This window comes from Jatrophihabitans endophyticus, from assembly GCF_900129455.1.
Classification (GTDB): Bacteria; Actinomycetota; Actinomycetes; order Mycobacteriales; family Jatrophihabitantaceae; genus Jatrophihabitans; species Jatrophihabitans endophyticus.
In genome coordinates this window covers 542,237-563,352 of sequence record NZ_FQVU01000003.1, presented here as the reverse complement: position 1 = coordinate 563,352, position 21,116 = coordinate 542,237, and the positions used below count along the sequence as shown (strand labels likewise).

The 21,116-nt window shown below is 74.8% G+C and carries 19 protein-coding genes; 10 read left to right on the top strand and 9 right to left on the bottom strand.

What is annotated here, in order from left to right:
• The first annotated feature begins 122 nt into the window (after positions 1–122).
• Complete coding sequence (lexA, locus tag BUE29_RS12790; RefSeq protein ID WP_084181005.1) at positions 123–977, top strand: transcriptional repressor LexA; 855 nt, start codon at positions 123–125, stop codon at positions 975–977.
• A gap of 43 nt (positions 978–1,020) precedes the next feature.
• Here the strand turns inward: lexA and eccCa are convergent, their stop codons facing one another.
• Complete coding sequence (gene eccCa, locus BUE29_RS12785) at positions 1,021–5,079, bottom strand: type VII secretion protein EccCa (RefSeq protein WP_073390705.1); 4,059 nt, start codon at positions 5,077–5,079, stop codon at positions 1,021–1,023.
• Between the two features lie 132 nt (positions 5,080–5,211).
• Between eccCa and eccD the strand changes: the two genes are divergently transcribed.
• Positions 5,212–6,606: a type VII secretion integral membrane protein EccD gene (gene eccD, locus BUE29_RS12780; RefSeq protein WP_084181004.1), complete on the top strand. Its 1,395-nt coding sequence runs from the start codon at positions 5,212–5,214 to the stop codon at positions 6,604–6,606.
• Between the two features lie 30 nt (positions 6,607–6,636).
• On the opposite strand, the gene BUE29_RS12775 is transcribed toward eccD, so the two are convergent.
• Together BUE29_RS12775 and BUE29_RS12770 are read right to left on the bottom strand one after the other, a co-directional pair.
• On the bottom strand, positions 6,637–7,299 hold the full coding sequence (locus BUE29_RS12775) for a hypothetical protein (RefSeq protein ID WP_073390703.1): 663 nt from the start codon (positions 7,297–7,299) through the stop codon (positions 6,637–6,639).
• A complete protein-coding gene (locus BUE29_RS12770) occupies positions 7,296–8,399 on the bottom strand; it encodes a type VII secretion protein EccE (protein WP_143168161.1) in 1,104 nt (367 codons plus the stop codon). The genes BUE29_RS12775 and BUE29_RS12770 overlap by 4 nt, the downstream gene beginning before the upstream one ends.
• A gap of 135 nt (positions 8,400–8,534) precedes the next feature.
• Between BUE29_RS12770 and eccB the strand changes: the two genes are divergently transcribed.
• From eccB to BUE29_RS12730, 8 genes are all read left to right on the top strand, one after another.
• Positions 8,535–9,947 (top strand): type VII secretion protein EccB, encoded by a 1,413-nt coding sequence (eccB, locus tag BUE29_RS12765; protein ID WP_073390701.1) that lies wholly within the window; start codon positions 8,535–8,537, stop codon positions 9,945–9,947.
• Between the two features lie 174 nt (positions 9,948–10,121).
• A complete protein-coding gene (locus tag BUE29_RS12760; RefSeq protein ID WP_143168160.1) occupies positions 10,122–10,433 on the top strand; it encodes a WXG100 family type VII secretion target in 312 nt (103 codons plus the stop codon).
• A 32-nt stretch (positions 10,434–10,465) separates the two neighbouring features.
• Positions 10,466–10,753: a WXG100 family type VII secretion target gene (locus BUE29_RS12755; protein WP_073390699.1), complete on the top strand. Its 288-nt coding sequence runs from the start codon at positions 10,466–10,468 to the stop codon at positions 10,751–10,753.
• Positions 10,754–10,897: 144 nt separating this feature from the next.
• Complete coding sequence (locus BUE29_RS12750; RefSeq protein WP_073390698.1) at positions 10,898–11,371, top strand: hypothetical protein; 474 nt, start codon at positions 10,898–10,900, stop codon at positions 11,369–11,371.
• Positions 11,372–11,380: 9 nt separating this feature from the next.
• A complete protein-coding gene (locus tag BUE29_RS12745) occupies positions 11,381–12,574 on the top strand; it encodes a hypothetical protein (protein ID WP_073390697.1) in 1,194 nt (397 codons plus the stop codon).
• A gap of 83 nt (positions 12,575–12,657) precedes the next feature.
• Complete coding sequence (locus BUE29_RS12740; RefSeq protein WP_073390696.1) at positions 12,658–14,016, top strand: S8 family serine peptidase; 1,359 nt, start codon at positions 12,658–12,660, stop codon at positions 14,014–14,016.
• Positions 14,013–14,852: a 2OG-Fe(II) oxygenase gene (locus BUE29_RS12735; protein ID WP_200800168.1), complete on the top strand. Its 840-nt coding sequence runs from the start codon at positions 14,013–14,015 to the stop codon at positions 14,850–14,852. The genes BUE29_RS12740 and BUE29_RS12735 overlap by 4 nt, the downstream gene beginning before the upstream one ends.
• Entirely contained in the window at positions 14,839–15,591 is a 753-nt protein-coding gene (locus BUE29_RS12730; RefSeq protein WP_200800167.1) for an SDR family NAD(P)-dependent oxidoreductase, read from the top strand. Before BUE29_RS12735 ends, BUE29_RS12730 begins: the two co-directional genes overlap by 14 nt.
• A 20-nt stretch (positions 15,592–15,611) precedes the next feature.
• Here the strand turns inward: BUE29_RS12730 and BUE29_RS12725 are convergent, their stop codons facing one another.
• From BUE29_RS12725 to BUE29_RS12700, 6 genes are all read right to left on the bottom strand, one after another.
• Entirely contained in the window at positions 15,612–16,799 is a 1,188-nt protein-coding gene (locus BUE29_RS12725; RefSeq protein ID WP_073390695.1) for a S8 family serine peptidase, read from the bottom strand.
• Positions 16,796–17,140: a Sec-independent protein translocase subunit TatA gene (tatA, locus tag BUE29_RS12720; protein WP_073390694.1), complete on the bottom strand. Its 345-nt coding sequence runs from the start codon at positions 17,138–17,140 to the stop codon at positions 16,796–16,798. The genes BUE29_RS12725 and tatA overlap by 4 nt, the downstream gene beginning before the upstream one ends.
• Positions 17,141–17,255: 115 nt before the next feature.
• Positions 17,256–18,701 carry a GTPase HflX gene (gene hflX / locus BUE29_RS12715; protein ID WP_084181002.1) on the bottom strand — a complete coding sequence of 482 codons (1,446 nt, stop codon included), beginning with the start codon at positions 18,699–18,701 and terminating at the stop codon, positions 17,256–17,258.
• Positions 18,698–19,594 (bottom strand): diaminopimelate epimerase, encoded by an 897-nt coding sequence (gene dapF / locus BUE29_RS12710; protein WP_073390692.1) that lies wholly within the window; start codon positions 19,592–19,594, stop codon positions 18,698–18,700. Before dapF ends, hflX begins: the two co-directional genes overlap by 4 nt.
• Positions 19,591–20,553, bottom strand: coding sequence for a tRNA (adenosine(37)-N6)-dimethylallyltransferase MiaA (gene miaA, locus BUE29_RS12705; protein WP_073390691.1), 963 nt, complete (start codon positions 20,551–20,553; stop codon positions 19,591–19,593). The genes dapF and miaA overlap by 4 nt, the downstream gene beginning before the upstream one ends.
• Entirely contained in the window at positions 20,510–21,070 is a 561-nt protein-coding gene (locus BUE29_RS12700; protein ID WP_073390690.1) for a class III extradiol ring-cleavage dioxygenase family protein, read from the bottom strand. The genes miaA and BUE29_RS12700 overlap by 44 nt, the downstream gene beginning before the upstream one ends.
• Between the last annotated feature and the right edge of the window lie 46 nt (positions 21,071–21,116).

The window sequence follows — 21,116 nt, the reverse complement described above, 5'->3', positions numbered from 1 at the left end:
CGCCGATCGACCGGCGTGTCGTTCGAACACGTGTTTGAGTTCGGGAGGCGATCGGGCTAGCGTCCGCAGCACCGGTCCGACGGATCGGGCACACGAGGCGACACCACGAGTGAGGGGCGGCAATGGCGCAGCGGGCAGCAGGCCGGACGGGGACCGGCGCGACGGGAGCGGGCGGCCGAGGACGCACCGCGGGCAGCGCCGACACCGCGGCCGAGGCTTCCACCACCGCGCTGCCAGCGGGCGACGAGCCCGCGCGACGCGGTCCGGGCCGACCCAAGGTCACCGAGCTGCCCGACCCGGTCACCGGGCTGACGCGCCGCCAGCAGGCCATCCTCGACGTCATCCGCAGCTCGGTCGAGCAGCGCGGCTACCCGCCCTCGATCCGCGAGATCTGCGAGTCGGCCGGGCTGGCCTCGACCTCCAGCGTCGCCCACCAGCTCGCGATGCTCGAGCGCAAGGGTTTCCTGCGGCGCGACCCCAACCGTCCCCGCGCGGTCGACGTCCGCGAGCCCGGCCGTGCCGTCGGTCGCGGCACCGGTACCGGCCGCGGCAAGGCGGCCCGCCGGGCCGTGGCCGTCACCGAGGACGCACCGCGCGGCGAGTCCCCGGTGTTCGTGCCGGTCGTGGGTCGCATCGCCGCCGGTGGCCCGATCCTGGCCGAGCAGCTGATCGAGGACGTCTTCCCGCTGCCCAAGTCGCTCGTCGGCGACGGCACCCTGTTCCTGCTCAAGGTGGTCGGCGACTCGATGGTCGACGCCGCCATCGCCGACGGCGACTGGGTCGTCGTCCGGCAGCAGGAGGACGCCGAGAACGGCGAGATCGTGGCGGCGATGATCGACGGCGAGGCGACGGTCAAGACGCTGCAGCGTCGCGACGGGCACGCCTGGCTGCTGCCGCACAACCCGGCCTACTCCCCCATCCCCGCCGACGAAGCCACCGTCCTCGGCCGCGTCGTCTCGGTGCTGCGCAAGGTCTGAGCGCGCACCGCACCGCTGTGCCGCCGCGTCGCCGTGCCGGCAGTCACCGGCGCGGCGCCGCCTCCGCGGTGGCGCCGAGGCGCGCGGTCTGCACGAGCACCGGCGCGTGCCGGCGGTGCACGAGCCGGCCCCGCCCCGGCGGCAGCGGCTCCATCTTCTGCGACCCGAGGACGGCGCCCTCGTCCTTGCTGCCCGACAGCAGCAGGCCCGGGGTGCCCATGTCGCGCAGGTTGCGCATGAACGGCTCGAACATGCCCTGCCCGACGCCCCCCGCGGCCCGGGCGAGCACCACGTGCAGGCCGATGTCGCGGGCCTGCGGCAGGAACTCGATCAGCCCGTGCATCGGGTTGCCCTGCGTGGAGCCCGCGATGAGGTCGTAGTCGTCGAGCAGCAGGAACAGCTTGGGCCCCGACCACGTCGGCACCTCGCCGGCCGACGGGTCGACCTGGATGCCCGAGAGCCGATCGCGCAGCGCCGCGACGATGTTGCCGACGGTCTCGGGGGCGGCCACCGAGTTCATCACGTAGCCGATCTGGTGCGGCGTGGTGACGGCGCCGAGCATGCCGCGGCGGTAGTCGAAGGTGATGACCTTCGCCTCCTGCGGCGTCCAGCGCTCGGTGATGCCCTTGGCGACGAGGCGCAACAGGTTGGACTTGCCCGACTCGACGTCACCGATGATCGCGAAGTGCGGCTCGGCGTCGAAGTCGACGAACACCGGGGCCAGCACGTCCTCGTCGACCCCGATCGGCACCGCCGCGCGATCCGGCGTCACCGGCGGCAACCGGTCGGCGGCCAGGACCTCGGGCAGCAGCCGGACCGACGGCGCGACGGGGCCGGCCCACGCGTCCTGCACCCGCGTGACGGTGTCGGCGACGCCGTCGACGAGGTCGTCGGCCGACGCGGTGTAGTCGATGCGCGGGAGCGCCGAGAGGAAGTGCAGCTTGTGCGGGCTGATCCCGCGACCGGGCGCGTTCTCGGGGACGTCCTTCGCGACGCGACGGTCGAGCTCGGACTCGCTCGGGTCGCCGAGGCGCAGCTCGAGCCGGTTGCCGACGAGGTCCTTGAGCGCCGGCCGCAGCTCCATCCAGCGCTGGATCGACAGCACCACGTGGACCCCGTAGCCGAGACCGCGGCCGGCGATCTGCGTGATCGCGGCCTCCATGGCCTCGTAGTCCGAGCGGATGGTGCCCCAGCCGTCGATCACGAGGAACAGGTCGCCGAACCCGTCGCGCGGCACGCGGCCCTGCGCCGCCGCCCGACGGTAGGACGCCATCGAGTCGATGCGGTGCTCGGTGAACAGCTCCTCGCGCGTATTGAGCAAGGTGTTGACCTCTGCGATGGTGCGGCGCAACCGATCCGGTTCGAGCCGGGTCGCCACCGAGCCGACGTGGGGCAGGTCGGCGAGCCCCGTCAGCGTGCCGCCGCCGAAGTCGAGGCAGAAGAACTGCACCTGCTCCGGGGTGTGCGTCAACGACAAGCCGGTGATCAACGAGCGCAGCACCGTGCTCTTGCCGCTCTGCGGCCGGCCCACCACGACGAAGTGCGAGCTGGCGAGATTCACCCAGTGCGGGTCGCGCCGCTGGTCGAAGGGGCGGTCGATCAGCCCGATCGGTGCCGCGAGCGTCGGTTCGGGATCCCAGTCGACCGGGCGCAGCCCGAGCTCGGTCTCGCCCAGCGGCGGCAGCAGCTCGGCGAGCGTCGGCGGGACGTCCAGCGGCGGCAGCCACACCTTGCGCGCAGGCACGCCGGCGCCCTGCATCCGGCCGACGAGGATGTCGAGCATGGTCTCGCCCGGCCCCGCCGGCTCGTCGGGGTGGACGCCCGGGTCGGCCGGCTCGTCGGGCCGGCCGTCGCGGATCTCGTCGCGCGCCGCGACGTAGTCGACCTGGTAGGGCAGCACCTGGCGCCGGCCACCGACCACGACGTCCGGCCCGGCGCTCGACGTCTTGCTGTAGGTGCCTGACACGTAGGCCGCCTTGAAGCGGACCAGGCCCTCGGTCGCCTCCTTGAGGTAGCCGTTGCCCGGTGCGCTGGGCAGCTCGTAGGCGTCCGGCACCCCCAGCACGACCCGGCTCTCCATCCCCGAGAAGGTCCGCAGTCCGACGCGGTAGCTGAGGTGGGTGTCGAGCCCGCGCAGCTTGCCCTCCTCGAGACGCTGCGAGGCGAGCAGCAGGTGCACGCCGAGCGAGCGGCCGAGACGGCCGATCATGACGAAGAGGTCGATGAAGTCGGGCTTGGCCGAGAGCAGCTCGCTGAACTCGTCGACCACGATGAACAGCGACGGCATCGGCTCCAGCGGCGCGCCCTGCTCGCGCGCCCGCTCGTAGTCGCGCAGCGAGGCGTAGTTGCCGGCCGCGCGCAGCGCCTCCTGCCGACGCACCATCTCGCCCTGGATGGCGTCCTTCATGCGGTCGACGAGGATGAGCTCGTCCTCGAGGTTGGTGATGATCGCCGACGTGTGCGGGAGGACGTCGAGGCTCGCGAACGTCGCGCCGCCCTTGAAGTCGACGAGGACGAAGTTCAACGTCTCGGACGAGTGGGTCAGCGCCAGCCCGAGCACGAGCGTGCGCAGCAGCTCGGACTTGCCCGAACCGGTGGCGCCGATGACCAGGCCGTGCGGCCCCATGCCGCCCTGCGCCGACTCCTTGATGTCGAGATCGACCGGTTGCCCGCCGGGGCCGATGCCGATGGGGACCCGCAGCCGGTCCCGGGGCGCCCGCGGCCGCCACGTCACCGCCGGATCGACGGTGCGCGGGTCGCCGATGCGCAGCAGCTCGGGCAGCGTGAGGTCGGCGGCCAACGCGTCGACCGGTTCGGCGCTCTGCGTCGACACCCGCGACGGGCTCATCCGGCGCGCCAGCGTCTCGGCCTCGACGACCGAGAGCGTGTCCGGGACGCCGACGTAGGTGCGTTGCTCGTCGTTCGTGCGGTCGCGCCGGACGATGTCGAGCACGCGCCGCTCGCCGGCCCCGGCGGCCCCGCCGCCGATGCTGCCGGGGCTGCCGGCGCTCGCGGCCCGGCCGGCGTCGAGGCGCAGGATGCCGGGCCCGGTGTCGGGACCGGTGCTCGCGCTCAGGTCGAGGACGGTGACACCCTGCAGCAGGTTGCCGAGAAGCTGCGCCTCCCCCGGCACCCGGCCGCCGTCGACGACGAGCAGCACGTGCGGCCCGTCGGCCGCGCCGCCGGTGCCGAAGCGGGGACGGCCGGTGAGCAGGTCACCGAGCAGACCCTCGACCTCGACGAGGTCGTCGCCGGCGAGCCGCACCTGCCCGACGGCGTCGTAGGTGTCCGGGCTCAGCGCGTGGGGCAGCCACTTGAGCCACTCCCACTGCGCCGCGGTGTCCGCGCCCGCGCACACCGCGACCAGCAGGTCGTCGGGGGTGTGGAACGTGGCGAGCTGGGCGATCATCGCCCGGGCGAGGCCGCGCGTCGCGGCCGGCGGGCCGGTCAGCGCCAGCCGGCCGAAGGAGGGCAGGGCCAGCGCGGCGGGCAGGTCGGCGACCGTGCCGTGGGTGCGCACGAAGCGGCGCAGCGCCGAGGCCGAGATGGGCTCGAGGTCCTCGATCGGCTTGGTCTCCGGCGGGACCAGCGCGACGGCGAGGCGCTGCGGACCGCGCGCGGTGCGCACGACGAGGAAGTCCTCGTCGCCGGGGCGGCGCTCCCACATGCGGCTGCCGACGACGATCGACCACAGCGTGTCCGGGTCGGGGTGGTGCCACAGCGACGCCGCCCGCTGCTGCTCGGCCGCCCGGCGCACGCGGCGACGCACCTGCTCGAGGTAGCGCTGGTAGTCGCGCCGGTCGCCGTCGAGACGACGGCGCTTCTCCCCCGACGTGCGTCCCATGCCCCCGAAGGCCATGCCGACCATCGACAGCGCCATCATGCCGCTGGCGAGGTAGGTGATCGGCGAGCCGCCCGAGCCGGTGACGAGCAGCCCGGTCGCGCCGGCCCCGGCCACCATCGGCAGGTAGGTGAGCAGCTGGCCCGCGCCGCCCCCGCTGACCGACTCCGGCAGCTCGGGCGGCGACTCGAGGACGATCTCGCCCCGGGGCTCGACCGGCCCGGCACGACGGGCCGGTCGGCGGAAGAGCTCAGTGCCCACCGGCTGCCTCCGTTACGGTGTTCGGATCGGGCGACCGTACGCGATCCTCACGACCGGCGCCGACGCGGGCGGCATGATCGCCGTGTCGCGCCGCCGGACGGATCGACACGACACGAGGACGAAGAGGGGCCGATGTCTGCGAGCGTGGTCGCCAACAGCACCCGACTGACCATCATCTCCTCCACCCTGCGCGTCGACCTCGCCGTGCCGATGCAGCTCTCGGTGGCCGAACTGCTGACGATCGTGGTGTCGAGCCTCGGCCGCGAGACCGCCGATCTCGGCGCCACCGAGGGCGGCTGGATCCTGCAGCGCGCCGGCGAGGCCCCGCTCGACCCGGCGACGAGCCTCGCTGCCTGCGGCGTCCGCGACGGCGACGTCCTGCACCTGCGCACCCGCGCCACCCACCTGCCCGAGGTGGCGTTCGACGACGTGCTCGACGCCGTCGCGACGGGCGTGCTGACCCGGACCGCGCGTTGGGCGCCGGAGTACACCCTGCGCGCCGCGGCGACGCTGGCCGGCGCCCTGCTGGTCTTCGCCCTCGTCGTGCTGCTGGCGATCGGCCCCGACTGGGTGCCCTCCCTCGCCGGCGCCGCGGCGACGTCGGTGCTGCTGCTGCTGACCGCGGTGGCGATCGCGCGGGTCTACCGGCGGCGGGTCCCCGCGCTCGCCGCCGGCGGTTTCGCGGTCGCCTTCGCCGCGGTGGCCGGCGCCACCGGGGTGGGCGACGATCACGCGCTGGCCGACTTCGGCGCGCCGCAGGTGCTCGTGGGCGTGAGCGCGGCGGCGCTCGCCGCGACCGTGCTGCTCGCGGTGATCGGCGCGGGCGTCGCCGGGCTCGTCGCGGTGATCACCGTCGCCCTGCTGACCGCAATCGGGACGACGATCGCGACCGTCACGACGCTGAGCGGCGCGGCGACCGCGGCCGTCGTCGCGACCGCGGCGCTGGCGATCTCGCCGTTCCTGCCGATGCTGTCCTTCCGGCTGTCCCGGCTGCCGCTGCCGTCCATCCCGCAGGACGCCGGCGACCTGCGCCGCGACACCGGGACGGTCGACTCCGGGCAGATCCTCTCGCAGGCCGTGCGGGCCGACCAGTTCCTCACCGGCCTGGTCGCCGGCACTGCGGTCGCGATCGCCGGGGCGGCCGTGCTGGTCGCGGACGAGGGAGTCAGCGAGCGGGTCCTCGCCGTCGTCCTCGGCCTCGTGCTGCTGCTGCGGGCGCGGCTGTTCAGCGGCCGGGCGCAGCGAGTCGCGCTGCTGGCGACGGGTGCGATCGCGCTGCTCGCCGTGCTGGTCACCGCGACGGCGGACGCGCACGGCACCGTGCGGGTGCTCGCGTTCGTGGCGCCGGCGGTGGTGGTCGCGCTGGCACTGTTCGGGTGCGCGGTGACGCTGCCCGGCCGCCGGTACAGCCCGCCCCTGTCGCGCACGGCCGACATCGTCGAGTCGCTGCTCGTGCTGTCGGTGATCCCGCTGGCCCTGGCCGTCATGGGCGTGTACGGCGCCGCCCGCGGGCTACCCACCCCCTGACCGTTCGACGCCCGCGGGACGCCGGCCGGATCAGCGCAGCAGCCGCGCCGACGCCGCTCCGGCGCCCCGGGCCTGATCGAGCAGCTGCCCCTCCGCCGCGGTCGGGTCGAGCGAGACGTAGTCGACGTGGCCGTGCCGCAGGACCGCGAACGATCCCGCGTCCAGCCGGCTCAGCGGATCGGCGGCGCCGCGCGGCAGGGCGAAGGCGCGCGACACCAGGACGGCGATCTCGGGCGGGACGGCGCCGAACACGGCGATGTCGTAGCGGCCGAAGCCGGGCAGCTCGGCCGGTGTCCACTGCGTCCGGACGTCGATACGACACTGCCAGGGCCGGATCTCCACGGCGGTGCGTCCCACCGCGGGCCGGTCGTCCACGAGCAGGCTCGGCCCGCCCGTCGCCTGCAGGCCGCCGGGGTCGGGGACGACGCGGCCGTGTGCGGCGCCGCGCAGCAGCGGCTCCCACAGCGGGGGCCGGCTCGTCACCACCTGTACCGGCGTGCCCGCCGCGGTCGTGCGGACGACGAGCAGTTGGACGGGCAGCACCCGTGCCGCCAGGGCGACCCGCGTGCCGGCGGAACGGAACAGCCGCAGCGACAGCGGGCCCGTCTGGCCCCCGCCCAGCCGCACGCCGGACGCCGGCGCGTCGACCTGCGCCCCCGGTGCCAGCTCGAGGCCGACGATGCCGTTCCTCATGCCGGCTCCCCCACGCCGATCGGGGTGGTGGCCCGCAGCAGCGCGGCCTGCTCGCCGTCGGCGCGCTGCAGCTCGAGGTCGTAGGCCTGCGCGAGGAGCGCCAGCGAGGCGTACGCGTCGCGGGTCGGGGCGGTGTCGGGTGCGCTGATGCGGACCAGCATGGTCGCCGCGACCGCGTCACGAGGGGCCGGCTGCAGCAGCAGGCAGGTCGCGGCGACCGGCGTGGGAGCGGCGGCGGCCAGCCGGGTCGCGCGGCTGACGACGTCCGGGCCGCGGCCGGTGACGGCGAAGACCGTCGACCACGTGCCCGCCACCTGGACGTCCGACCACGCCTCCACGGTGCGCTGCCCGCGCCGTCCGGGCGACCCGCTGGTCGGTCCCAGCCAGGTGGCGAAGAGCGCGGCCACCGCGTTCTCGTCCAGCCGGCGCACCCGCAGCCCGGCCGTCGCCAACACCTGCTCGGCGTGGACGGCGCAGCGTCGCATCACCTGCGCGGTGGCGGCGGCGGTGCCACCGCGCGCGGCGACGGCGTCGGCGGCCCGGCGGGTGTCGAGGGTGAGCAGGCAGTACCGGGCGGCGAGCTGGGTCATGGGCGCCGCCGGGCCAGCCGGGGCGTGCGCGGCGCGGCCGGCCGGTGTCGTGAGGGTGAACAGCCGCACGCTCGACAGCGGCACGTCCTCCACGTGCAGCAGGCCGACCAGCAGGTCGACGGGGACGGCCGCGTCGTCGTTGACCACGTCGTCGAGGTCGAGCACGAGCGGCAGGCTCCAGGTCGTCCCGGCACGGACGACGCCGAGGGTGCCGCCGCGCCGGCCGCCGTCGACGGCCTCGACCCGGTAGTCGCCGAGCAGCCCGGCGAGCCCGGGGGCGCCGGCCGCCGCGGCCGAGCGGATCACCCGGCGGCGCCGCGCGAGCCCCCAACGCGACGCGGCGAGCTGGTAGAGCCAGCGCCGCCGCCGGGGCACGAGCGCGAGCGGCAGCAGCACCACCGCGACCCCGATGCCGACGGCGTAGCAGACCGCGCCGATCGCGTACCCGCCGAGGACGGCGGCCGCGGCGAGCTCCACCAGGACGAGCTGGGCCTTCGTCGGTGGGGGCACGGGGCACCTCCTTGCGATCGGTCGGGCCGAGCGGGCCGGGCGGCGAGCGGTGCGTGGCACCGTATCCTCTCCACACACGAGCCGGCACCGTCACCCCGCCGTCGGCCGTCCGCCCGTCCGCCCTCGCGCGAGAGGATGCCCGTGCAGACCCGCCGCGATCAGCTGCACGCCTACCGGTTCCAGAACCGGCGGGCGCTCGCGGCGCTCGTGTCGGGCGAGCCCAACGTGGTGGAGCCGCCCATGCGGCGCCTGACCGTCACCACGATCTCGGGGATCATGATCGCGATCCTGGTGACCGTCGGGTTCACGCTCTACGGCTTCATCCGACCCGAGGCCGGTGACTCCTGGAAGGAGGCCGGCGCGATCGTCGTCGAGCAGGACACCGGGGCGACCTACGTCTACCTCGGCGGGGTGCTGCACCCCGTCGTGAACTACACCTCCGGCGTGCTGGCGGTGGGCGAGCAGAAGCCCCACACCGTCGAGGTCGGCCGCGACGACATCGCCGACGCTCCCCGCGGGGCGCAGATCGGGGTGCCGGGGCTGCCCAGCAGCCTGCCCGGCGCCGGCGCCCTGGTGTCGGCGCCGATCTCGGCGTGCTCGCGGCTGCGCCCGGCGGCCGGTGACGACGTGTCGGTGCGGGTGACGGTCCGGATCGGGCGTGGCCTCGGCGCCGGGGCGCGGCCGGTGGGCGCGGGCACCGGGGTGCTCGTCGACACCGGCGCGGGCTCGCAGGGCTACCTGTTGCTCGACGGCCGTCGGCTCGCCGTGGGCGGCGGCCGTACCGAGACCTCGCTCGGGCTGTCCGACCGGCAGCCGCTGCAGGTCGGGCACGCCTTCCTCGACGCCGTGCCGCCCGGCCCGGCGCTGCGCGCGCCCGCACTGCCCGGGCAGGGCCGACCGGCGGGTCTGCGGGGGGTCGACGCCGTCGTCGGCCAGCTGCTCAAGACCTCCGACACCGACTACTACGTGGTGATGTCCGACGGCGTGGCCCGGGTCAACGGCGTGCAGCGCGCGCTGCTGCAGACGCTGCCGCTGGGTCCGGGCGGCGCACCGCTCGATCCGGTGAGCACGTCCCCGGGCACCGCGCTCGGCCTGCCGACGTCGGCCGACTGGTCGACGATCGTCACCACCCAGCTCGCCGGCCTGCCGGCCGACATCCCGTCGGTGGAGCCCGCGGCGAGCGGCCACGGCGGCGTCTGCGCCGTCTTCCGCGCGGGCAGCGAGCAGCCGACGTTCGTGGTCCCGCCGAGCTCGCTGCCGTCCTACCAGCCGCGGTCGGTGGTCGAGTCCGACGGCTCGCGGCAGGGGCGGGCGGACGCGGTGGAGCTCCCCCCGGGACGCGCCGCGATGGTGCGCTCCACCGACGGCGCCACCGTCTACCTGGTGGGCGACATCGGCACCAAGTTCGCGGCGACGACCTCCGACGTCCTCGGCCGCTTCGGCTACGACCCGAAGCGGGCGACCGCGCTGCCGGCCGCGCTGCTCTCGCTCGTCCCGTCCGGCCCGGCCCTCGACCCCGGTGCCGCCCGGCGCGCCGTCGTCCGGTGACGCGCTAGAACGGTGTTAGTTCCGGGTAGACCGTGGCCCACGGGGAGCGGTCCCCACTCGCGACGGCGCCGGGGGAAGTACTCCCCATTCGTTGCGATGGCGTCGTCCGTGAGCCGTTTGTAGGGTCGGTCCACACCGAGAGATCGCCACGAACTCACCCGAAGGAGGCTCATCGTGGGTCAGTACACGACCAGCCAGGAAGCCATGCAGCAGGGCGCCGTGAAGGTCGACGACGCCAGCAACCAGATCCAGGGCCACATCTCGAACCTGCGCACCGAGGTCGAGACCATGATGGGCGGCTGGCGCGGCGAGGCGTCGAACGCCTTCACCGGCGTCCACCAGGCCTTCGAGCAGCAGGCCACCAAGATCAACAACGCGCTCCGTCAGATGCACGAGGCGCTCGTCTCCACGCACCGCACGTACGGCACGCAGGAGTCCACCCAGACCGAGACGCTGTCGGGCCTCGCCGGCCAGATCAACAGCTGACGACGACACGACACGAAAGGGATTGAGCAACGATGGGTGAAATCAAGGTCCAGTTCGAGTCCCTCGCCGCCGGCGAGCAGGGCATCCGCAACAACTACGCGAAGCTGACCGCGACGCTCGACCAGCTCGAGAGCGATCTGCAGCCGATGATCTCGACCTGGAGCGGCCAGGCGCAGGAGTCCTACCTGCAGTGCAAGAAGCAGTGGGACGACGCCGCGCTGGCGCTGTCGCAGGTGCTGAACAACATCGGCCAGGCCGTCGGCCAGGCCAACCAGAACTACCAGTCCGCCGAGAACGCCGCGAAGAGCAACTGGGCGTGACGGCCGGTCCCCGGGACGCGAGTCGACCCCCGGGGACCCCGGCGACGGCAGCACCGGCGGCGTCGCCAGCGCGCTGCGCGAGCAGCGGTCGCGACGCCGCCGGTCGTCCGCACCGGCACCACGCACCGTGACGGAGGAGCAACGATGACCGACTACGACTACGGCCAGCACCGCGTCGAGCTCGGCGGCGACACGAGCGACAACAACGCGTCCGGCATGTCCGGCTACACGCTCGACGTCCGGCCGGACCCGAGCTGGCCGGGCACCTCGGCCAACACGTCACAGCTGCGCGCCGACCCGGACAAGATGAACCAGGTCGCCGACACGATCGACCACATCGTGCAGACGCTACAGGGCAACGGCCTGCCCTCCGACGTCAAGACGACGTCGGCGAACGCCATGTACGGGCCCGACACCTGGCTCGCCGCCAAGTTCCTCAAGCAGTCCACCAGCGACGTCGCGGACGTCGTCGGCGAGTACATGACGAAGCTGATCACGAACCTGCAGTCCGCCTCGGGGTCGATCCGCGGTGCGACGGGGTCGCTCGCCGGCAGCGAGCAGGCGAACACGCAGTCGGCGAACACGCAGCACAGCCAGATCGACACGTCGGGGATGTGAGGTTCCGCCATGGTTGACGTCAGCAACGACTCGCGCCAGATCTACAAGCAGCAGGACACCAGCAGCTACCGCGTCGACGACCTCGACGCGGCCGAGGCCGAGTTCAACCAGATCCAGCCCGACTCGATCAACAACGCGTGCACCGCGTGGTCCCGGCTGGCCAGCCACCTCGGCGACCTCGCCAACAGCCTGCGCGGCGACGCCGGCACACCGCTGCACGACGCGTGGGAGGGCAAGGGCTCGCCCGAGGCGCAGCAGCAGCTGCAGACGGCGCAGGCCACCGCCCAGGCACTCGCCAACCAGGCGATCGAGATGGCCCGCGCCACCGACTGGGCCTACCAGTACGCGAGTTGGTACAAGGAGCACATGCCCACCCGCGGCATGATCAACGGCCCCACCAACCACGACGAGAACCAGCTCAACGAGCACCGCGTCAAGCTGCTCGGCCGCTACAACGAGGTCATCGCCAACTGCGTCCCGAACGAGGTGCAGGCCTCGTACATGCAGAGCACCACGACGCACCAGGACGACTTCAAGACCGACCCGCCCGGCACCACGCCCAGCCCCGGCCACGGGCCCGGCGCCCACCCGACCGGCCCCGGCCCCGGGCCCGGCCCCGGTGGGGCGGGCATCCCGAACCGCACGCACTTCGGCCCGAAACACCCGCCGAAGAAACCGCCCACGTCCCCGGGCCCGCCCCCGCCGGACGGCCCCGGCCCGGGCAGTACGACCGATCCGTGGTCACCGGGCGAGACCGACCCGTGGAGCCCGGGCGGGTCCGCCGGCCCTGGCGGCGCCGGCCCCGGCGGCGGCCCCGGCGGCGGCCCGACCCTGGACACCGGCTCCTCGTTGGCCGGTGTCGACGGCAGCGGGTTCGGCGCGGGTCCCGGCGGCGGCCTGTCCGCGGCGGGTCCCGGTGGCGGTTTCGGCAGCGCCGGTGGCGCCGGTGACCTCGCCGGCGGCGCGTCCGGTGCGGCCGGGGCCGGTGGCGGCGTGCCCGGCGGCGGCGCCGGAGCTGGTGGCGGTCTGGCCGGCGGCGGCGCCGCGGGTGCGGGCACCGGAGCCGGCGGCGGCCGCGGCATGATGATGCCGATGCACGGCTCCCAGAACGGCGGCGACGAGGAGCGCGAGCGCTCGACGTGGCTCGAGGAGGACGACGACATCTGGGGCGGTGACGACGCCCCTCCCGGCGTCATCCGCTGACCCGACGCCGGGTGCGCGACGGCGACCCGCTGCCTCGGCGGCGGGTCGCCGTCGCTCGCTCGGACCCGCGACGAAAGGCATCCGTGGCACGCACAGCCGCCCGCACCGCACGATCGGTCCGCCTGCTCGCCGTCCCGGCGGTGCTGGCCGTCCTGGTGTCGGTCACCGGACTGGCCGGGCCGGGGGTGGCGACCGCCCGGGCGCTGCCGCCGGTGCCCTCGCTGAGCGGCGACCGGCCGCAGTACTGGTTCGGCAACCTGCGGATCGCGCCGACGTGGAAGCTGGGCGCGACCGGCAAGGGCATCACCGTCGCCGTCGTGGACTCCGGCGTGCAGGCCGACACCCCGGAGCTGCGCGGCGTCGTCGAGGCCGGCACCGATCTCGTCGGCGGCGACGGCCGTACCGACACCGACCGGCCCCGCGGGCACGGCACGTCGATGGCCCGGATGATCGCCGGGCAGGGTGGCGGCAGCAACGATCTCACCGGCATCGCGCCCGACGCCCGCATCGTGCCCGTCGTCGCGGACGGCAACGGCACCGCGGTGCCGTTCGACACCGCCGTGCCCCGCGGCATCCGCTACGCCGCCGACCACGGCGCGCAGATCATCAACATCTCGCTCGGCCAGAGCGGCACGGCGATCCCGGGTCACTGCCCGAGCGCGGTGGCCGCGGCGGTGCGGTACGCGCTCGGCAAGAACCGGATCGTCGTCGCCTCGGCCGGCAACGAGGGCAACACCTCGAACGCGCCGCTCTACCCCGCCGCCTGCCCGGGCGTGCTCGCCGTCGGCACCGTCGACGGCAGCAAGCACGCCTGGGTCCGCTCGCAGCGGCAGTCCTACGTCGACGTCGCGAGCCCGGGCGTGCAGTTCGTGGACCAGACGCTCGCCGGCAAGCGCGGCACGTCCGAGGGCACCAGCAACTCCACGGCGCTCGTGTCCGCGTCGCTCGCGCTGATCTGGTCGAAGCTGCCCTCGCTCACCGCGCGGCAGGTGGTGGCGCGCGCGCTCGCGACCACGACCGACGACGTCACCCGCAAGGGGCACGACGACGTCACCGGCTACGGGATCGTGCGGCCCTACTTCGCGATCACCGAGCACGTGCCGGCCGACGCCCCGAACCCCGTGTTCGACGAGGTGAAGGGCAGCGGGTCGACGACCACCCCCGCCCCGAGCGGGCCGTCGTCGCGCGGCACCGACGCGAGCCCCTCGTCCCCGTCGACCGGGGCGGCGACCGGTCCGTCCGCCGCTGCGGTGGCCGACGACGACGGCACGCCGATCGGGCTGGTCGCGGGAATCGCGGCGGCGGTGCTGCTCGCGCTGGCCGTGCTCGTGGTGCTGCTCGCCCGCCGCCGCCGGCCGCACGGACCGACCGGACCGACCGGACCGACCGGACCGAACGGCGGGTGGCCCCCCGGACCGCCGCCGCCGGGGTACCGGCCGTGACCGGCGCCGCGGCGCCGACACCTGCACGGCCGGAGCCCGGTTCCCCGCCGCGCCGGGCGACCACCGCCACCCCACTGCCCGAGCTCGCGGACGCACTGGCCCATCGGCGCTGGGTCCGGCGCGAGCGTCCCTTCCCGCACGTCGTGGCGAGCAACGTCTTCACCCCGCAGTGCTACGCCGTCCTGGACGCCGAGTTCCGCCGCATCGAGGCCGAGCATCCCGAGACGTTCCACCGCAACATGGCCGGCTACGACGCCGCCGGCGCGCTGCTCGACCGCTACCGGGACGGCCCGCTCGGACTGTTCGTGTCGCGGCCGTGGCACGACCTGCTGGCCGGCCTGTTCGGCGTCCCGGCGACCGGCGACATGACCGCGAGCCTGCACCACCACGACCCCGGCGGGGCGAGCGGCTGGCCCCACAACGACCTCAACCCCGGCTGGTTCGCCGATCCACCCGCCGGCCGGCACGACGTGCGGCTGCCGACCGACGCGCCGGCGAGTGCCCGGGTCGGCTACCACCACGGTGACCGTCCGCCCGATGTCGGCGCCCGGGAGACGGTGCGCGCGGTGTCGGCGCTGTTCTACCTCGCCAACCCCGAGTGGGAGGCCGGCGACGGCGGTGAGACCGCGCTCTACGCGCATCCGGGCGACCGCGTGCCCCGGGCGACGGTCCCGCCGCTCCCCAACTCACTGGTCGCCTTCGAGTGCACGCCCTACAGCTGGCACGGTTTCGTCGGCAACCGCGCCAAGCCGCGCAACTGCGTCGTCATGTGGGTGCACCGCGACCGTGCCGACGTGGAGCGCCGGTGGGGGGCGCAGAGCATTGTCCCCTGGTGACATCGGTGACGCCGGTGACGCCGCCGCGCGCCGCGTCTGCCTGGTCACCGGGGCGGGCGGCCTGCTCGGCTCCGCGCTGTGCCGCGCGCTCGCTCCCGACCACGACGTCGTCGCCGTCTGCCGGCGCCGCACGCCCGCGACCCCGTCGCAGTACGAGTCGCTCGTCGACCCGCTCGACCCGGGTGGCGAGCTCGCCGAGAACGCCGCCGCGGTGCACGTCGTCCACGCCGACCTCGAGGCCGACGGGCAGGTGCAGCGCGTCGTCGAGGTCGCCCTGGCGCGCTTCGGGCGGGTGGACCTGCTCGTCAACAACGCCGCCCACCTGCGGCTGCACCCCGCCGGACTGCTCGACACGGCGGGATCGTTTGCCGACTTCGATCGCTACTTCCGGATGAACGTCGCCGTGCCGGCGCAGCTCGCGACGGAGCTCGCCCGCGTCCACTGGCAGCACCGCGCGCCGGAGAACCGGGCCGCCAACCGCAACGTCGTCAACGTCTCGAGCCTGTCGGCGTCCCGGGTGTACGGCGGCGGCCAGGCGGTGTACGCGGCCTCCAAGGCGGCGCTCAACCAGCTGACCCGGCACCTGGCCGCCGAGTTCGTCCCGTTCGGCGTGCGGGTGAACGCCGTGGCCCCGAACTCGTTCCCGGCCGTCGTCGCGACCGAACGTGTCGTCGCCGCGATCGGGCGCCTCGACCGGGACACCGTCACCGGGCGCGTGCTCGCCGTCGACGCCGACTGACCCGGGCGTGCGGCGGCCGGTCAGCCGCGGGCGGGTCGTCCGGGCCGGCGCCGCAGCACGACCGCCCCGACCACGGCGAGCACGGCGAGCCCCAGCAGCGCGAACGCGCTCGCGAGCGCGACGTCGCGCAGGTGGTGGTCCGGGGCCGTCGCCTGCGGGGGGGCCGGGAACGACTGCGCCGCGCCCGACGACACCGCCGGCGCGGCGGCCTCGCGCACCGAGGTCACCGCGAGGTAGGGGTTGACGATGCCGTACCCGTAGGTCCGGCTCGGCACCGTCGCCGGCGGGGCGTCCGCGGTCGCGGTGAGCCGGTCGCGCACCTGGCGGGCGGTGAGCCCGGGGTGGGCGGCTCGCACGAGCGCGGCCGTGCCGGCCACGTAGGGCGTGGCGAAGCTGGTGCCGTCGACGGTGAGGAAGCCGGTGAGCGGGCCGAGCACCGGCACCTTGACGCCCGGGGCCGCGATCGTCACGTAGCTGCCCGACTCGGAGAACTCGCCCACCGTGTCGCCGGCGTCGACCGCGGAGACCGCGACGACGTTCGGAAACGACGTCGAGTACGCCGCCGGGTAGGCGGGCAGGTTGGCCCCCTGGGCGTCGTTGCCGGCCGCCGCGACGACGACGACGTCCCGCTTCGCGGCGCGGGCGACCGCGGCCCGTAGCTCGGGAGTCGGGGTGGGCGTGGCGATCGAGACGTTGACGACCGTGGCGCCCGCGTCGAGCGCCGCGTCGATGCCGCGGCCGATGCCCTGCGAGGTGCCGGTCTTGTCGCCCTGCGTGTTCGTCTGCTTGATCGGGACGACGGTGACGTCGGGCGCGATGCCCGCGAAGTCGGTTCGGTCGGACGGCTGCGCGGCGAGCAGCGAGGTCACGGCGGTGCCGTGGCCGTAGCAGTCGGTGGTGTCGTCGGGGTCGAAGCCGACCTTGTCGATGACGCCCTTGCCCCGCTTCACCGACAGCGAGCGCAACTGCGGCTGTCGCTGGTTCAGGCCGCTGTCGACGACCCCGACGACGACGCCCTTGCCGCGGGTGACCGGCCAGACGCGGGTGAAGTCGAGCCGGTCCTGGGGCCAGAACCGGGTGACCGTGCCGCCGGGCGAGACCTTGCAGTCGGCGGGCGGGCGCGCCTGGGCCGGGGCGACGATCGCGCCCGGGACGCCGAGCGCGCCGGCGGCGAGCAGGAGGGTCGCCGCGGTGGCCCGCAGCCTCACCGGCCGGTGTGGCCGTTCGGGTTCGGGGTGGGGCGCGGCCGGGCGCGTTCGGGCTGCGGCGCCGGGGCGGCGGGCGGCACCGGGGCGGCCGGGCGGACGATCTCGGCCTGCGGGGCGGGACGCTGGGTCGGGCGCGGCTCGAGCTGCCGGGGCTCGGCCTCGGCGTCGCGGGCGGAGTCGCGAGCCCGGTCGTCGTCGCCCATGCCCTTGATCTCGGTCTTGAACACCCGTAGCGACCGGCCGACCGACCGGGCCATGTCGGGGAGCTGCTTCCAGCCGAAGAACAGCACGGCGGCCACGATCGCGACCACCAGCAGGTGCCAGGGCGAGAACCCACCCATGGACGTGCCTCCTCGAACTCGACGGTGCCGACGTCTGCCGACGGTCACGTGCGCCCTCAGGTTACGCCGTCGTGAGCGACGCGCCGATGACCGGCGGGTGGAGCACAGGCCGACGTCAGGGAACGCCGGCGGAGGTGAAGGGTCGCAGGGCCTCGGCGAGCGCCGCGCCGACCCGGGCGTGCAGCAGCGTCCCGCCCGCGGTGTGCTCGGTGTGCAGGACCTCGCCGCGTTCGTGCAGCCGGGCCACGAGGTCGCCGCGCGTGTAAGGCACTAGGACGGTGACCTCGATGTCGGGCCGGGGCAGCCGGGTGTCGATCACCTCGCGCAGCTCGGCGAGGTTCGCACCCGTGCGCGCGGACACGAAGACGGCGTCGGGCACCAGCGAGCGCAGCCGCAGCAGCATCTCCGGCGTCGCGGCATCGGACTTGTTGAACACGATCTGCTCGGGCACCGTCGCGGCGCCGGGGATGTCGGCGACGACCTCGCGGACCGCGCGGATCTGCGCCTCGGGGTCGGCGTCGGCGGCGTCCACGACGTGCAGGATGAGGTCGGCGTCGCCGACCTCCTCGAGCGTCGAGCGGAACGCCTCGACCAGCTGCGTGGGGAGGTGCCGGACGAAGCCGACGGTGTCGGCGAGCGTGTACTCGCGGCCGTCGCCGGTCTCGGCCCGACGGACGGTGGGGTCGAGGGTGGCGAACAGCGCGTTCTCGACGAGCACGCCGGCGTCGGTGAGCCGGTTGAGCAGCGAGGACTTGCCGGCGTTCGTGTAGCCGGCGAGCACGACGCTCGGCACGTGGCGGGTCGCACGCTGCGATCGCTTGACGTCGCGCGCCGTCTTCATCTCCGCGATGTCGCGGTTCAACCGGGAGATGCGGGAGTTGATGCGGCGGCGGTCCATCTCGATCTTGGTCTCGCCGGGGCCACGGCCGCCGATGCCGACACCGTTCGCCGCCCGACCGCCGACCTGCCGCGAGAGTGACTCGCCCCAGCCGCGCAGCCGCGGCAGCATGTACTGCATCTGGGCGAGCTCGACCTGCGCCTTGCCCTCCTTGGAGCGGGCGTGCTGGGCGAAGATGTCGAGGATGAGCGCGGTGCGATCGACGACCTTGACCTTGACGACACCCTCCAACTGGCGCAACTGACCCGGTGCGAGCTCGCCGTCGCAGATGACGGTGTCGGCGCCCTCGGCCACCACGATGTCGCGCAGCTCCTTGGCCTTGCCCGAGCCGAGATAGGTGGCGGCGTCGGGCTTGTCGCGGCGCTGGATCACGCCGTCGAGCACGACCGAGCCGGCGGTCTCGGCCAGCCGGGCGAGCTCGTTCAACGAGTTCTCGGCCTCGACCAGGGTGCCCGTGGTCCACACGCCGCACAGCACCACGCGCTCCAGGCGCAGCTGCCGGTACTCGACCTCGGTGACGTCCTCGAGCTCGGTCGACAGGCCGGCCACCCGGCGCAGCGCGGCACGCTCGTCGAGGTGGTAGTCGCCCTCGTCCCACGCGCCACGGCCGGCGGGCGGTGCTGCGGCGGAGGTCGGGTCCGGGTCCACGGGTCGTCCAGTCATCGTCGTTCCATCGTGGCACGCGCGGGCGCGGCCGTCCCCCCGATTTCGGCGGCACCCGCGGCCGCGGCGAGCCAGGCGTCGTCCACCTCGACGTCGCCGACCAGCACCGCCGGACCGGTCAGCTCGACCCCGGCGTCGTCCCAGCGGACGGTGCAGGTGCCCCCGGGGACGTCCACCCGCCACGGGACGCCGTCGGCGCCCACGCCGTCCGCGGTCGCCGCCGCGACGGCGGCGGCGCAGATGCCGGTGCCGCACGAGCGGGTCTCCCCCACGCCGCGCTCGTGCACCCGCAGCCGCAGGTGGCGCGACGCGACGCGCACGACGAACTCCACGTTCTGCCCGTGCGGCAGGGCGGGCTCGACGACCGGCGCTCGGGTGAGATCCAGCGCGGCCAGCTCGTCGAGCGAGTCGAGCGCGACGACGACGTGCGGATTGGGGATCTCGAGGGCGGTGCCGACGAGCGGGGTGTGAGGAGCGGCGGTGGCGATCGGCCGGTCGGCCAGGAACCGGGGCGAGCCCATCTGCACGGCGACGTGTCCGTCGGTGCCGGCTCGCGCGCATCGAATCCCGCCGCGAGTCGCCACCGCCGCTTCCTGTTCAACGAGCGACCCCCGCTGGAGGTATCGCACGAAAACGCGAACGCCGTTGCCGCACATCTCGGCCACGCTGCCGTCGGCGTTGCGGTAGTCCATGAAGAACGGTGCGTCGGGCGCGTAACGGGCCGAATCCGGGTCGTTCTCGCTGCGGACGACCCGCAGCACGCCGTCGGCCCCGACGCCGGCGCGCCGGTCGCACAGGGCCCGCACCATGGCCGGGGTCAGCTCGACCTCGCCGTCGAGGTCGGGCAGCACGAGGAAGTCGTTCTGCGTCCCGTGCCCCTTGACCAGCCTCACGCGTCGAGTCTACGGAGCGCGTCGCCCACGAGGTGGGGTGCGGCCCCGTCGAGCCAGCGCACGCGCGGGTCGCGGCGGAACCAGCGCCGCTGCCGGCGCACGAAGCGCAGCGTGCCGCGCACCGTCTGCGCGACGGCGTCGTCGAGATCGCCGATCACGTCGCCCGCGTCGTCCACGACCGCGAGCAGCTGCTGGTACCCGAGGGCCTTGCCCGCGGTGGGGCCGGCGCGCAGGCCGCGCGGCAGCAGCGCCCGGATCTCGGCGACGAGACCCTGCTCGACCATGCGGTGCACCCGCAGCTCGACCCGCTCGTCGAGATCGGCGCGGTCGAGGCCGAGCTGCACGGTGTCGTAGATCGACTCGAAGCCGGGCATGCGCGCGACGAACGGTCCCCCGGTGAGCTCGATCACCTCGAGCGCGCGGGCGATGCGACGGCCGTTGGACGGCAGGATCGCGGCCGCCGCCTCGGGGTCCACCCCGGCCAGCCGGGCGTGCAGCGTCGCGGCGCCGAGCTCGTCCAGCTCGGCGTAGAGCCGGGCGCGGATCGCCGCGTCCTCGCCGGGGAAGTCGAGGTCGTCCAGGGCGCCGCGCAGGTACAGCCCCGACCCCCCGACCAGGATCGGCAGCCGGCCCCGGCCGTGGATCTCGGCGATCGCGTCCCGCGCCATCGTCTGGTACTGCGCGACCGCGGCCGACTTCGCGAGCGGCCACACGTCGAGCAGGTGGTGCGGCACCCCGCCGCGCTCGGCCGGGGGCACCTTGGCGGTGCCGACGTCCATGCCCTCGTAGAGCTGCATCGAGTCGGCGTTGACGATCTCGCCGTCGAGGCGCTGCGCGAGGGCGATCGCGAGCTCGGACTTGCCCGTCGCCGTCGGTCCGACCACGGCGAGGACACGGGGTGACGTGCCGGGCACGTCAGCTCCAGACCGCGACGACGTAACCGACACCGAAGGGGGCATCGTCGTAGAGCACGTCGGCGGTGAAGCGACGGGCGCCCAACGCGGCCGCCACGGCGTGCCACGCCGGGACGCCGGCGGCGAGCAGGTCGCACCCCAGGTCGCCGTCGAGCGCCGCGAGCCGTGCCGGGTCGCCGCCGGCGAGCGCGGCGGTGACGCCCTCGTCGAAGCCGGCGCTGCGGGCGTCCAGGTGACCGGGGGCCTGCTCGCTGCGGCGGGCCGAGCCGTCCCCGAGCACCACCACGGCGACGGGGTGCGCCCCGTCCAGCCGTCCGGCCAGACCGTCGTCGGCGGCCGCCGCCGTCCACGACTCGTGCCCCACGGCGTCGGTCATCACCCACGTGGCGACGTCGTGGCCCGGCGTGCCGCCGACGACGACGAGGGACGTCCCCGACGTCGCCACCCGCGCGACGGCGGCCCGGCACGCGCGGCGGACCGGACCGAGCTCGGCGTCGAGGCCACGGCCGACCGCGGGGTCCAGGGCGGGCGCCTGCGGGCAGAACGCCACTCCCGTGATCACGCGTGCGAGGTTAGCGTCCGTGGAAGAGCACGGCGGGGATCGTGTT

What these genes read in the sequence shown, in the direction of transcription:
- lexA (WP_084181005.1), top strand. Translation starts at nt 123, where the DNA reads ATGGCGCAGCGGGCAGCAGGCCGGACGGGGACCGGCGCGACGGGAGCG.
- eccD (WP_084181004.1), top strand. Translation starts at nt 5,212, where the DNA reads ATGTCTGCGAGCGTGGTCGCCAACAGCACCCGACTGACCATCATCTCC.
- BUE29_RS12775 (WP_073390703.1), bottom strand. Translation starts at nt 7,299, where the DNA reads ATGAGGAACGGCATCGTCGGCCTCGAGCTGGCACCGGGGGCGCAGGTC.
- eccB (WP_073390701.1), top strand. Translation starts at nt 8,535, where the DNA reads ATGCCCGTGCAGACCCGCCGCGATCAGCTGCACGCCTACCGGTTCCAG.
- BUE29_RS12755 (WP_073390699.1), top strand. Translation starts at nt 10,466, where the DNA reads ATGGGTGAAATCAAGGTCCAGTTCGAGTCCCTCGCCGCCGGCGAGCAG.
- BUE29_RS12750 (WP_073390698.1), top strand. Translation starts at nt 10,898, where the DNA reads ATGACCGACTACGACTACGGCCAGCACCGCGTCGAGCTCGGCGGCGAC.
- BUE29_RS12745 (WP_073390697.1), top strand. Translation starts at nt 11,381, where the DNA reads ATGGTTGACGTCAGCAACGACTCGCGCCAGATCTACAAGCAGCAGGAC.
- tatA (WP_073390694.1), bottom strand. Translation starts at nt 17,140, where the DNA reads ATGGGTGGGTTCTCGCCCTGGCACCTGCTGGTGGTCGCGATCGTGGCC.
- hflX (WP_084181002.1), bottom strand. Translation starts at nt 18,701, where the DNA reads ATGACTGGACGACCCGTGGACCCGGACCCGACCTCCGCCGCAGCACCG.
- miaA (WP_073390691.1), bottom strand. Translation starts at nt 20,553, where the DNA reads ATGCCCCCTTCGGTGTCGGTTACGTCGTCGCGGTCTGGAGCTGACGTG.